Below are 13109 nucleotides of genomic sequence, written 5' to 3'. Positions count from 1 at the left end.
AAACACTGTCAGTTATTCTTTGAACAATAAAGTGAAAATAAAAAATATGAAATTGGTAAAAGCAACAGAAACAGAAATACAGCAATTTATTGCTCAACATGTCGCATGGTCTGAAAACAATAAATTACATTGTCAGTATGTGTTTAATGATTTTATAGAAGTGTTCAGTTTTATGACAAAAGTGGCATTGATTGCTGAGTCTCTCAACCATCATCCTGAGTGGTGTAATAGCTATAAACAAGTAGTAATCAATCTAATCACGCATGAAGTTGGTGAAATCAGCGAACGCGATTTTGAATTAGCGCGCAACATACAAGTCATGACTGACGCCAAATATTAACACTGTAAAGGTCTCATTGTGTATTTACCCTGATTTTTAAAAAGCACTCACCCCAGCGATGCCTTGAGCGCCGATTTTACGGGTTTTTTCTAAATCTTTAATTCTCATGCCACCGAGAAAATAAACAGGGATATTGAGTTTATCCACCACATCAATGGCACTGTCCCAACCGATCGGTATGGTATCTGGGTGAGTTTGAGTGGCTTGCACGGGAGAAATGACGACAAAATCGGCACCGATGGACTGGGCTTTGAGCGCTTCGGTGAGATTGTGGGTGGATACGCCGAGTAATTTATCCTTAGTACAGGGTCTTTTGTCTAATTGCAACATTTCATTGGTAGTGAGATGCCAGCCATCACTACTAGGCTCATTAAAGGTTTTATTGGCGGTATTAAGTAGTAATTTAACACTATTATGCTTACATTTGTTGTAAAGTTCGGTGATAAATTCACTATTGAGTATAGTTTTGCTTCGCAGTTGGATGAGGCCAATGCCTGAGGTGAGTTTTTGCTCAAATTTGCTCATCCATTCATCGCTTTGGTGTTGATCTGAAGGCGTAATCCAGTATTTATTAGGTAAGGTGATTGAGTGGATAAAGGCACGCATGGTTGGTAATAGTTGATGGTTGTTTAAATCAGTAACTCTAGCCCAAGCGATTGCTTGACCTTCAAGTCCTATGGGTGTATTTTGGTATTGATTGATGTTGTAAATACTCAGTTCAACGATTCTATCTTCATAGTGATGCACCATCGTTTGGTGTAGACTTGAGTGTTTAACTTGGATGCCGAGTTCTTCATTAAGTTCTCTAATGATGGCTTGTTCTGGTGATTCTTCATTCTCAATTTTGCCACCTGGTAATTCCCAAAACCCACCCATAAATTGTGATTTTCTGCGTTGTGCAATGAGTATTTCTTGATTTTTGTTGCGTAAAACACCAACAACTGCCTTAATTGTTTGCATGAGTTCCTCTGCTGTAAAATGATAGCATTATTTTATATTAGGCAAGACTTTGAATTTAACGGAAAAAATTCAACAATTAAAACCTTATAGTGCATTGTTAAAGGGCAATTTGATGGGGTTGGAAAAAGAAGGTTTGCGAGTATCAAGCAAAGGTGGCATCTCTCAAGCGCCACATCCTAAGGCACTTGGTTGTGCGTTGACGCACCCAAACATTACCACTGATTTTTCTGAGTCACTCATTGAATTAGTCACGCCGCCTACAAATAGTGCTGATGAAATGTTGGCATTTTTATCTAAAACGCAACAATATTTATATCATCATTTGCCAAAGGACCAAAGCTTTTGGACAGCAAGTATGCCGTGCGTGATTCGTGGTGAAACTTATATTCCTATTGCACAATATGGAACCAGTAATCAAGGCATGATGAAAACTGTTTATCGACACGGGCTTGCTAATCGTTATGGCAGTGTAATGCAAACGATTGCGGGTATTCATTTTAATTATTCCTTTGCTCAGGATTTTCTTAAACAGTACCATTTGTTAAAAGCGCCGAGTGAAGTATTTAGGGAGTTTAACGACCAAAGTTATATGGCATTGACGCGTAATGTGGTGCGTTATGGTTGGTTGATTTATTATTTATTTGGTGCATCAAGTGCGGTTTGTAAATCTTTTCTCAAGGGCTATCATCAGCATTCATTGATTGAATTTAATGATTCTACTTTGTATGAACCGTATGCCACTTCATTGCGAATGGGGGATATTGGTTATCAAAATCTGCGTGAAGATGAGGCAGGGGTAAAGGCAAATTATAATTCGTTAGCGCATTATATTCATAGTTTAAAGTCTGGTATGCAGACACCGTGCTCCGCCTATGAAGAAATTGGGCTTAAAAAACAAGGGCAATATCAACAATTAAACGCCAATATTTTACAAATTGAAAATGAATATTATGCCTCTGTGCGTCCTAAGCCAAATGTTGTTTCAGGTAAGAAACCTTTAGATGCTTTGCATGAGAATGGTATCGGCTATATTGAGTTGCGTTCATTGGATATTAATTCAAGTTTACCACTGGGTATTGATAAAACACAAGTATTGTTCTTAGAGGCATTTTTGCTATTTTGTTTACTAGAGGATTCGCCAGTTATTTGCAGTAGAGAACAAGTTGAATGTGATGCTAATGACCAGTTAGTAGCGCACAAGGGGCGTCAACCCAAATTAGTCTTGATGCATCAAGGGAAAAGCATTCTATTGCAAGATTTAGGTAGAACAGTCATGGACAAAATTTATCTATGTGCTGAGTTATTGGGGCAGGATTATCAGACGGCTGTTAATACAATAGGCAGGCGTATTGAACACGCTGAGTTCACACCTTCTGCGATGACACTGAGTGAGATGAAAAACCACAATCAAGGGTTTTTTGATTATACTAATGCTTGGGCTAAACAACATCAAAGCGCCTTTCTTGTAAAGGAAATTGACCAAGTGCATTTTGATTATCTAGACCAACAAGCCAAAAAATCTTGTCAGCAGCAGCTCGAAATAGAACAAGCGGATAATGGGTCTTTTGATGCCTATTTAGAGAATTATTTTATTGATGAATAATGCAACGACAATTTGTGCATTGGCAAGTGCTTTAGGGCAAGGTGGTATTGGCGTTGTGCGTGTTTCTGGTACACTTGCAGGCGAGATTGCCCAAAAGATGTTGGGGAAAGTCCCTAAGGCGCGCTATGCACATTATGGTTCGTTTTTTAGTCAAGAGGGGGATGAAATTGATAAGGGTGTAGCGTTGTTTTTTCCAGCACCAAACTCATTTACCGGCGAAGATGTTTTAGAGTTACAAGGGCATGGCGGTATTTTGGTTATGCGGTTATTATTAGAGGCTGCCATATCATTAGGCGCAGAAGCAGCCGAGCCGGGTGAGTTTTCTAAACGCGCTTTTCTCAATGGTAAAATGGACTTGATACAAGCTGAAGCAGTGGCAGATATCATTGATGCCAGCTCTAAGCAATCTGCACGCTCAGCACTGCGTTCTTTATCGGGCGAGTTTTCCGAACAAGTGAATGCGCTAACGCACTCGTTAATTGAGTTGCGAGTTTTTGTTGAAGCGACGATTGATTTTTCTGATGAAGAAATTGATTTCTTAGCATCAGGTGAGGTTAAACAAAAGATTGAAAAAATTAAAAAAGATATTCAATCTATTTTAGATGCCGCACAGCAGGGTGTGATTTTAAGAGAAGGCCTAAATATCGCAATTGCGGGCAAACCAAATGCGGGTAAATCATCGCTACTGAATGCATTGACGCAAGAATCCAGTGCGATTGTGACAGATATTGCAGGTACTACGCGTGATGTATTAAAGGAAACGATACACATTAATGGCATGCCACTCAATATTATTGATACGGCAGGACTGCGCACGAGTGAGGATAAAGTAGAACAAGAAGGCATTAAGAGAGCGCATGGTGAAATTGAACGCGCTGATGTAGTGTTATTGGTCTTTGATGCGCAAGATGAAACACCAGATTTATCAATCTTACCAAGTGGTATTGATGGTAAATCGATATTATTGATTAAAAACAAGATAGATTTAACCAATGATGTTGTGGGTGTAGAATATATAGAGCATCAGATCCAGTTGTCAATCTGTGCCAAACATTCAAAGGGTGTTGATTTGTTAAAACAAAAACTCTCAGAGATTGCGGGTTTAAGTGATACTGGCGAAGGCGTTTTGCTAGCACGCAAGCGCCATATTATTGCCTTAGAGGCGGCATTGGCATCCGTGTTGGACGCCTTGACGCAACTTGACAATAATGCCAGCGAGTTGCTTGCTCAAGATTTATACCATGCCGCTCAAGATTTAGGTAGTATCACTGGAGAGTTCTCATCTGATGATTTGTTGGGTGAGATTTTTTCTTCTTTTTGTATTGGTAAGTAGAGATATTTACATTGTTATGGGTATTAAAGCAAAATTTTATCTTTACTTATTGGTAACGACTACCTTGTCGCCATTGTTGTGGCATGCAATGCTTTCAGTTTATCAGTCATCTAATATTATTGATATGGGTTTTGCTCTATTAATATTGTTAATATATTTGGGTTTATATTTATCTATTCGTAAGGACTTTTTATCGCCATTTACGGATTTGCAACAATGGGTAATTGATTACAATATTGATCAAAGTGCACGCCTAAATGACAAACAGAAAACCGCATTTCAGCCTGTTGCCACAGCGATTAATCATCTAATTGATGAAAACCAATATTTATATGACGACATGGAGGATATTTTGCACAAGCAGGTTCAGCGTCTGAGTAAAAAATCGGCTTCATTAGAAACGCTTTATAGTGTGTCATCTAAACTTAACTCAATGCATTCCGCTACAGAATTATTTGAGTATTTTTTAGGTGTATTTATGCAAATGACACACGCATCTTCGGGTGTGGCACGCCGTTTAATCAATGATACAGAATTGCATTTAGTCGCGCAAAGTGGAGTAATTGACGACAAGGAGCAAGAAATTGATGTGGTTAGTAGTGATTGCTTTTGTGGTGAAATAGCAATGGCACAAGACAGTTATGTGCAGTTTAGTGTACATACTTGTCAACAGTGTGTGGGCGAAAAATCTGAGGCTAAAGCGAGCGTTGGTACGATTTTTATTCCCCTGAAATACCACGGAAAAACCTTAGGCGTGTTTAATTTATTTTTTGATTCTGAGCCTTCACTCGCTTTTGACGAGCGTGCATTGCTTGAATCCATTGCTGATAATATTGCCATTGCACTTGACAAGGCAAGACTTGACGAAGAAACTAAGCGACTAGAACTCTCGCAGGAGCGCTTATTCTTATCACAAGAAATTCACGATTCTTTAGCGCAAACTATTTATAGCTTAAAACTACAAGTGACTGTCTTAGACGATATGTTGAAGCAAGGTAACAAAAGAGATGCGGGTGAAAAAGTTACCAGTTTGCAGTTAAACATTACCCAAGCCAATCAAGAGCTCAGAGAATTAATGTGTAATTTCCGTGTGCCTTTAGACCCTAGAGGCATAGAAACTTCATTAGAAAATCTAGTCAATAGTTTTAGGGCAGAAGAGAATATTGCTACTTATTTACAAGTAGAAGGCAAGTTCGACCTTACCTCAGAAACAGAAATGCAAATTATGCGTATTACCCAAGAAGCCTTGTCTAATATTCGCAAACATGCCAAGGCGCGTAATGTGCGAATTTTGTTTTCTGCTGAGCCACAATGCCAGTTGCTGATTGAAGATGATGGTGTAGGCTTTAAAAAAGACACACTTGACACCGAAGTAATGGGGAATAATATCGGTATGAATATTATGAAAGAGCGTGCGAGTAGAATCGGTGCGCATATTGACATTGAATCCGAAGTTGATGAAGGCACGCGAGTGACTGTGAGTTTTGGGGAGGATGTATAAAATGAAGATTTATATTATTGATGACCACGCCTTATTCCGTAACGGGCTTGTCTCATTATTAGAGTCCAGAAAAATCAGTGCTAAGGCGGCCTCTTCACCTGAACAAGGCTTAGAAGAAATCCCAGACTTATTAATAGATATTATCTTGTTAGACTTGCGTATGCCAAGTATGTCAGGACTTGAGGTGTTAAAGACCCTGAAAGAGCGCAATGAACAAACACCAGTAGTAATATTAACCACCAGTACTGATGAAAATGATTTGCGTGATTGTTTAAAATACGGCGCCCAAGGGTATTTACTAAAGGATATGGACCCAGATGAGTTGGTAGATTCGCTCAATGAAGTGGCAACAGGGTCGATTATTGTTACGCAAGATATGACACATGTATTGGTCAAGGCGCTGAAGAATGAATTGACAGATAGTGAATCTTCTTTTGAGCTACTCACCAAACGAGAAAAAGAAGTGGCTTGTCAAATATCAGGCGGACATAGTAACAAGGTTATTGCTAGAGAGCTGGGTATTTCAGATGGTACAGTTAAGTTACATGTGAAATCAATTTTAAAAAAATTATCGCTTTCTTCAAGGGTTGAAGTTGCCGTGATGGTGACCGAAAAAGGTTACTGTAAGTAATATGGATGATTATCAAAAATTAGTAGCAAAAGCATTAGTCTGTGTAGATGAGATATTGCCTTGGGATTTGGAAGAAGAAATTGAACAAAACTCTGATTTGATATTATTAGATATTCGTGAGCAAGCCGAATTTGAAATGATGCATATTAAAGACGCTCTACATGTTGCCCGTGGTGTGCTTGAAGGTGCTTGCGTTTGGAACTATGATGACACCATACCTAAGTTGGCAGAAGCTAGAAATCAAAACATTGTACTTATTTGTCGTTCAGGCAACCGCTCTGCTCTTGCGGCACTGACTATGCAACAAATGGGGTTTGAAAATGTTCGTTCTCTAAAGTTAGGTATTAAAGGTTGGAATGATAACGACTTAGAAATGCTTAATATAAAAGATGACATCGTTGATATTGATGAAGCTGACAAATGGCTTAACCAAGCGGTTTCAGAAGAAAAATTACAGCCCAATCTCTAATTTTAGAAATTAATTTAATAAAAAAGTGAAATAGTGCTTGACGCAAGATTTTTTGCTTGTATAATTGCCACCTTTCACTGAGTTGAAACATTATTTTTTTTCAATTTAGTTGCTCTTTAAAAATTTATCAAACAACTTGTGTGGGCACTCGTACATTAAATTGTGCAAGTGCACATAAAAAACTAAAGCAATTAAGCTTTTAAAAAAATTGAACGCAAAGCGCACTTATTTATAAGTGTTGCCAATGTTCTAAATAGTTAGAATTAAACTGAAGAGTTTGATCCTGGCTCAGATTGAACGCTGGCGGTATGCTTAACACATGCAAGTCGAACGGAAACGATAAGAGCTTGCTCTTAGGCGTCGAGTGGCGGACGGGTGAGTAACGCGTAGGAATCTGCCTGATAGTGGGGGATAGCCCAGAGAAATCTGGATTAATACCGCATAATCTCTATGGAGTAAAGTGGAGGACCTTCGGGCTTCACGCTATCAGATGAGCCTGCGTAAGATTAGCTTGTTGGTGAGGTAAAAGCTCACCAAGGCGACGATCTTTAGCTGGTCTGAGAGGATGATCAGCCACACTGGAACTGAGACACGGTCCAGACTCCTACGGGAGGCAGCAGTGGGGAATATTGGACAATGGGGGCAACCCTGATCCAGCAATACCGCGTGTGTGAAGAAGGCCTGAGGGTTGTAAAGCACTTTCAATTGTGAAGAAAAGCTAATGGTTAATACCCATTAGCCTTGACGTTAACTTTAGAAGAAGCACCGGCTAACTCCGTGCCAGCAGCCGCGGTAATACGGAGGGTGCAAGCGTTAATCGGAATTACTGGGCGTAAAGCGTGCGTAGGTGGTTTGTTAAGTCAGATGTGAAAGCCCTGGGCTCAACCTAGGAACTGCATTTGAAACTGGCAAACTAGAGTATAGGAGAGGAAAGTGGAATTTCAGGTGTAGCGGTGAAATGCGTAGATATCTGAAGGAACATCAATGGCGAAGGCAGCTTTCTGGACTAATACTGACACTGAGGTACGAAAGCGTGGGTAGCAAACAGGATTAGATACCCTGGTAGTCCACGCCGTAAACGATGACAACTAGCCGTTGGGAGGATTTACCTCTTAGTGGCGAAGCTAACGCGTTAAGTTGTCCGCCTGGGGAGTACGGCCGCAAGGTTAAAACTCAAAGGAATTGACGGGGACCCGCACAAGCGGTGGAGCATGTGGTTTAATTCGATGCAACGCGAAGAACCTTACCTGGTCTTGACATACACGGAACTTTCCAGAGATGGATTGGTGCCTTCGGGAACCGTGATACAGGTGCTGCATGGCTGTCGTCAGCTCGTGTCGTGAGATGTTGGGTTAAGTCCCGTAACGAGCGCAACCCTTATCTTTATTTGCCAGCACATCATGGTGGGAACTATAAAGAGACTGCCGGTGATAAACCGGAGGAAGGCGGGGACGACGTCAAGTCATCATGGCCCTTACGACCAGGGCTACACACGTGCTACAATGGGAAGGACAAAGGGTCGCAACCTCGCGAGAGCAAGCTAATCTCATAAACCTTTTCGTAGTCCGGATCGGAGTCTGCAACTCGACTCCGTGAAGTCGGAATCGCTAGTAATCGTGGATCAGAACGCCACGGTGAATACGTTCCCGGGTCTTGTACACACCGCCCGTCATACCATGGGAGTGGGTTGCAAAAGAAGTGGGTAGCTTATCTGGGCGCTCACCACTTTGTGATTCATGACTGGGGTAAAGTCGTAACAAGGTAACCCTAGCGGAAGCTGGGGTTGGATCACCTCCTTAAGAAAAGTATGAGTGTCCACAACAAGTTGTTTGATAACTATAAAGAAGAATGAAAGAATTGCATAACTGCCAATTATTGGTAGTTAATTACGCAGGATATTTTTGTTTTAAGTAAGGTATTATTTTGAAGGAAGGAATGTAGTGTGAATACATGACTGACTGAATAAAAATAACGCAATATAAGGCAAAGATAATCCCACCATTCGGGTCTGTAGCTCAGTTGGTTAGAGCGCACCCCTGATAAGGGTGAGGTCGGTGGTTCAAATCCACCCAGACCCACCAAATTTTCATTTTTGACTGCGTTGTCGGCCTGGTCGTTTATTAACATAAACTCTGTCGCCCTCGCCTTGCAAAAATAAAAATTACAGTATTTTTTACTGTTTTCAAGGGGCCATAGCTCAGCTGGGAGAGCGCTTGCCTTGCACGCAAGAGGTCGGGAGTTCGATCCTCCCTGGCTCCACCACATTGTTTTTGCTTTTGCAAAAAAACTAAGTTTTCATTTTTTTTAAAAACTTAAATAAAACCATATTGTGATTTTATTTAAGTTTTTATACCACGCTTACGAGTGTGGGGCTCTTTAACAATTTAATACATGAAGTAAAGTTTGTAAATATACAATATAACAACGCGAAAACTGTTGTGATGACAGTTTTCATTGGTGTATTGCATTGACACAACAATTTCAAAAAATATGGATTCTCATCGGCGGTGTAAAAACCGCTGGTGAAATAAGAAAGAAAAGAATTCACCGATTGTGATTTATCACAATTTGTGACTTCTTGGTGAAATACTAACTGTATGATACTGAACTTGAGTGATTTCAGATTTTTTCTTTGACAAGGTGTTTTATTGACGATTGAAAGAGTTTAGCGTTGCTAAATGATTGATTGAGGCAATAAAACAACACAGACAAAGAGAAAATTTGGAAACATGTTTTAGATGGTTTGGGGTTATATGGTCAAGTGAATAAGTGCATACGACGGATGCCTTGGCATTAGAAGGCGATGAAGGACGTGATAATCTGCGATAAGCTTCGGTTAGCTGATAATAAGCATTATTAGCCGGAGATCTCCGAATGGGAAAACCCAGTGGTCATCAGACCATTATCCTTAACTGAATACATAGGTTAAGGAGGCAAACCTAGGGAACTGAAACATCTAAGTACCTAGAGGAAAAGAAATCAACCGAGATTCCCTTAGTAGCGGCGAGCGAACGGGGAACAGCCCTTAAGCATATTTTTAATTAGTAGAATGTTCTGGAAAGTTCAACGATACAGGGTGATAGTCCCGTACACGAAAATTAGATTTATGTGAAATTGAGTAAGGCGGCGCACGTGAAACGCTGTTTGAATATGGGGGGACCACCCTCCAAGGCTAAATACTCTCTAATGACCGATAGTGAACAAGTACCGTGAGGGAAAGGCGAAAAGAACCCCGGGAGGGGAGTGAAATAGAACCTGAAATCGTATGCATACAAGCAGTAGGAGCGGATTTATTCCGTGACTGCGTACCTTTTGTATAATGGGTCAGCGACTTACTTCTCAGTAGCAAGGTTAACCATTAGGGGAGCCGTAGGGAAACCGAGTCTTAAATGGGCGATTAGTTGCTGGGAGTAGACCCGAAACCGGGTGATCTATCCATGGCCAGGGTGAAGGTTAGGTAAAACTAACTGGAGGTCCGAACCCACTTATGTTGAAAAATGAGGGGATGAGTTGTGGATAGGGGTGAAAGGCCAAACAAACCCGGAGATAGCTGGTTCTCTCCGAAATCTATTTAGGTAGAGCGTCATGTATTACTTCAGGGGGTAGAGCACTGTTATGGCTAGCGGGTCGTCAAGACTTAGTAAACCATTGCAAACTCCGAATACCTGAAAGTATGAGCATGGCAGACACACTGCGGGTGCTAACGTCCGTAGTGGAAAGGGAAACAACCCAGACCGTCAGCTAAGGTCCCAAAATTGTAGTTAAGTGGGAAACGATGTGAAAAGGCCCAGACAGCCAGGAGGTTGGCTTAGAAGCAGCCATTCCTTTAAAGAGTGCGTAATAGCTCACTGGTCGAGTCGGTTTGCGCGGAAGATTTAACGGGGCTAAAACTACATACCGAAGCTACGGATCGCAATTTATTGCGATGGTAGGAGAGCGTTCTGTAAGCCGTTGAAGGTATTCTGTGAGGAATGCTGGAGGTATCAGAAGTGCGAATGCTGACATGAGTAACGATAAAGGGGGTGAAAAACCCCCTCGCCAGAAGTCCAAGGTTTCCTACGCAACGTTAATCGGCGTAGGGTTAGTCGGCCCCTAAGGCGAGGCAGAAATGCGTAGTCGATGGGAAACAGGTTAATATTCCTGTACTTCATATAACTGCGATGGGAAGACGGAGAAGGTTAGCTCAGCTTGGCGATGGTTGTCCAAGTTTAAGCGTGTAGATTGGCTATTAGGAAAATCCGGTAGCCTTTATTCAAGGCGTGATAACGATCCCTCTTTTGGGAGAAGTGAGTGATACCATGCTTCCAGGAAAATCCTCTAAGCTTCAGGTTATATGAAACCGTACCCCAAACCGACACAGGTGGACGAGATGAGAATTCTAAGGCGCTTGAGAGAACTCGGGTGAAGGAACTAGGCAAAATGACACCGTAACTTCGGGAGAAGGTGTGCTCTTGCTGGTGATTTTACTTGCTAAATGAGCTGGTAAGAGTTGAAGATACCAGGTGGCTCCGACTGTTTATTAAAAACACAGCACTCTGCAAACACGTAAGTGGACGTATAGGGTGTGACGCCTGCCCGGTGCTTGAAGGTTAATTGATGAGGTTAGGATTCGTCCGAAGCTTTTGATCGAAGCCCAAGTAAACGGCGGCCGTAACTATAACGGTCCTAAGGTAGCGAAATTCCTTGTCGGGTAAGTTCCGACCTGCACGAATGGCGTAACGAGGGCCACACTGTCTCCACCCGAGACTCAGTGAAATTGAAATTGCTGTTAAGATGCAGTATACCCGCGGCCAGACGGAAAGACCCCGTGCACCTTTACTACAGCTTTGCATTGAACTCTGATCCTACTTGTGTAGGATAGGTGGGAGGCTTTGAAACTTGAACGCTAGTTTGAGTGGAGCCACCCTTGAAATACCACCCTGGTATGGTTGGGGTTCTAACCTAGGTCCGTTATCCGGATTGGGGACAATGCATGGTGGGTAGTTTGACTGGGGCGGTCTCCTCCTAAAGAGTAACGGAGGAGCGCAAAGGTACCCTCAGCACGGTCGGACATCGTGCAATGAGCGCAAAGGTAAAAGGGTGCTTGACTGCGAGACTGACACGTCGAGCAGGTAGGAAACTAGGTCTTAGTGATCCGGTGGTTCTGAGTGGAAGGACCATCGCTCAACGGATAAAAGGTACGCCGGGGATAACAGGCTGATACCGCCCAAGAGTTCACATCGACGGCGGTGTTTGGCACCTCGATGTCGGCTCATCACATCCTGGGGCTGAAGCAGGTCCCAAGGGTATGGCTGTTCGCCATTTAAAGTGGTACGCGAGCTGGGTTTAGAACGTCGTGAGACAGTTCGGTCCCTATCTACCGTGGGCGTTGGAGACTTGAGGGAAGCTGTTCTTAGTACGAGAGGACCGGAATGGACACACCTCTGGTGTTTCGGTTGTGACGCCAGTCGCATTGCCGAGTAGCTATGTGTGGAAAGGATAACCGCTGAAAGCATCTAAGCGGGAAGCCCCTCCCAAGATTAGGTCTCCCTGAGAGTTTAACTCTCCTAAAGATCCCTTGAAGACTACAAGGTTGATAGGCAGGGTGTGGAAGCGCAGTGATGTGTGAAGCTAACCTGTACTAATTGATCGTGAGGCTTGACCATATAACACCCAAATTATTTAGATGAATCTATAATTTTTGTGTTGATGTGTTATGCAATACACTGAGTAAGTGTGTAAACTTTATAAATGTATTAATTGTTATATCCTCTGGTTAGTAATAACCAAGGTATAAAAACTTTTTAATTATTTTATTTGCGCTAGGCGTAAATAAAAAACCAGTTTGCTTAGTGACAATAGCGAGTGTGACCCACCTGATCCCATCCCGAACTCAGTAGTGAAACCACTTAGCGCCGATGGTAGTGTGGGGTCTCCCCATGTGAGAGTAGGACATTGCTAGGCTTTAATTTCGGCTATTTTTTGGTTTTTACTGCGTTAGATTTTCAGTCGTTTAGTTTTACTAAACTCCTTGCAATCTACCTTGTAAAATTTCAAAAATACCACAAAATACCTCAATACTTTATAAGTGTCGAGGTATTTTTTTGCCTATTGTTTTTTTAATTGTTAGTAATACCATTTTCAAAAATAAAAGATATAAATATGGTAAAATAATAAGTTTTTAACAAGACAATAAAATCATGCCAAGACCTCGTTCACTTCCAAAATCTTTTTACAACGAAATTTTAAAAGCCTAGCTAAAAAACAACACATCATAGAGTTAAGATTCGATT

7 protein-coding genes, 2 tRNA genes and 3 rRNA genes are annotated in these 13109 nt (G+C 41.6%); 11 read left to right on the top strand and 1 reads right to left on the bottom strand.

Translation table 11 applies throughout. The features are described 5' to 3' along the window. Positions 1 to 340, top strand: a 340-nt coding sequence (locus BAZSYMA_RS08245) for a 4a-hydroxytetrahydrobiopterin dehydratase (protein ID WP_241502599.1), incomplete at its 5' end; no start/stop codon positions are given. 36 nt (positions 341 to 376) lie between these two features. Here the strand turns inward: BAZSYMA_RS08245 and BAZSYMA_RS08240 are convergent. After that, positions 377 to 1300, bottom strand: coding sequence for a Nudix family hydrolase (locus BAZSYMA_RS08240; RefSeq protein WP_090717801.1), 924 nt, complete (start codon positions 1298 to 1300; stop codon positions 377 to 379). 49 nt (positions 1301 to 1349) lie between these two features. On the opposite strand from BAZSYMA_RS08240, the gene gshA reads away from it, so the two are divergent. The 10 genes from gshA to rrf all read left to right on the top strand — a co-directional run bounded on the left by gshA (position 1350) and on the right by rrf (position 12780). Next, the gene (gshA, locus tag BAZSYMA_RS08235) at positions 1350 to 2903 is read left to right on the top strand and encodes a glutamate--cysteine ligase (RefSeq protein ID WP_090717797.1); all 1554 of its coding nucleotides are present in this window, start codon (positions 1350 to 1352) and stop codon (positions 2901 to 2903) included. Continuing rightward, positions 2896 to 4236, top strand: a complete 1341-nt coding sequence (gene mnmE / locus BAZSYMA_RS08230) for a tRNA uridine-5-carboxymethylaminomethyl(34) synthesis GTPase MnmE (RefSeq protein WP_090717794.1) — start codon at positions 2896 to 2898, stop codon at positions 4234 to 4236. Before gshA ends, mnmE begins: the two co-directional genes overlap by 8 nt. 16 nt (positions 4237 to 4252) lie before the next feature. Beyond that, positions 4253 to 5737, top strand: coding sequence for a GAF domain-containing sensor histidine kinase (locus tag BAZSYMA_RS08225; RefSeq protein ID WP_090717807.1), 1485 nt, complete (start codon positions 4253 to 4255; stop codon positions 5735 to 5737). Between the two features lies 1 nt (position 5738). Beyond that, positions 5739 to 6368: a response regulator gene (locus BAZSYMA_RS08220; RefSeq protein WP_090717804.1), complete on the top strand. Its 630-nt coding sequence runs from the start codon at positions 5739 to 5741 to the stop codon at positions 6366 to 6368. Between the two features lies 1 nt (position 6369). Then, complete coding sequence (locus BAZSYMA_RS08215) at positions 6370 to 6837, top strand: rhodanese-like domain-containing protein (protein ID WP_090717792.1); 468 nt, start codon at positions 6370 to 6372, stop codon at positions 6835 to 6837. 265 nt (positions 6838 to 7102) lie between these two features. After that, positions 7103 to 8636 (top strand): 16S ribosomal RNA (locus tag BAZSYMA_RS08210). Between the two features lie 205 nt (positions 8637 to 8841). Further along, positions 8842 to 8918: transfer RNA gene (locus tag BAZSYMA_RS08205), tRNA-Ile, on the top strand. A gap of 105 nt (positions 8919 to 9023) precedes the next feature. Next, a tRNA-Ala gene (locus tag BAZSYMA_RS08200) sits at positions 9024 to 9099 on the top strand. 493 nt (positions 9100 to 9592) lie between these two features. Further along, positions 9593 to 12482 (top strand): 23S ribosomal RNA (locus BAZSYMA_RS08195). Positions 12483 to 12664: 182 nt separating this feature from the next. After that, positions 12665 to 12780 (top strand): 5S ribosomal RNA (gene rrf, locus BAZSYMA_RS08190). The 16S, 23S and 5S rRNA genes sit together here with 2 tRNA genes alongside, the layout of an rRNA operon. The last annotated feature ends 329 nt before the right edge of the window (positions 12781 to 13109 follow it).

Source organism: Bathymodiolus azoricus thioautotrophic gill symbiont (genome assembly GCF_001298715.1).
In the GTDB taxonomy this organism is placed as follows: Bacteria; Pseudomonadota; Gammaproteobacteria; order PS1; family Pseudothioglobaceae; genus Thiodubiliella.
This window is presented reverse-complemented; position numbering and strand designations above follow the sequence as displayed.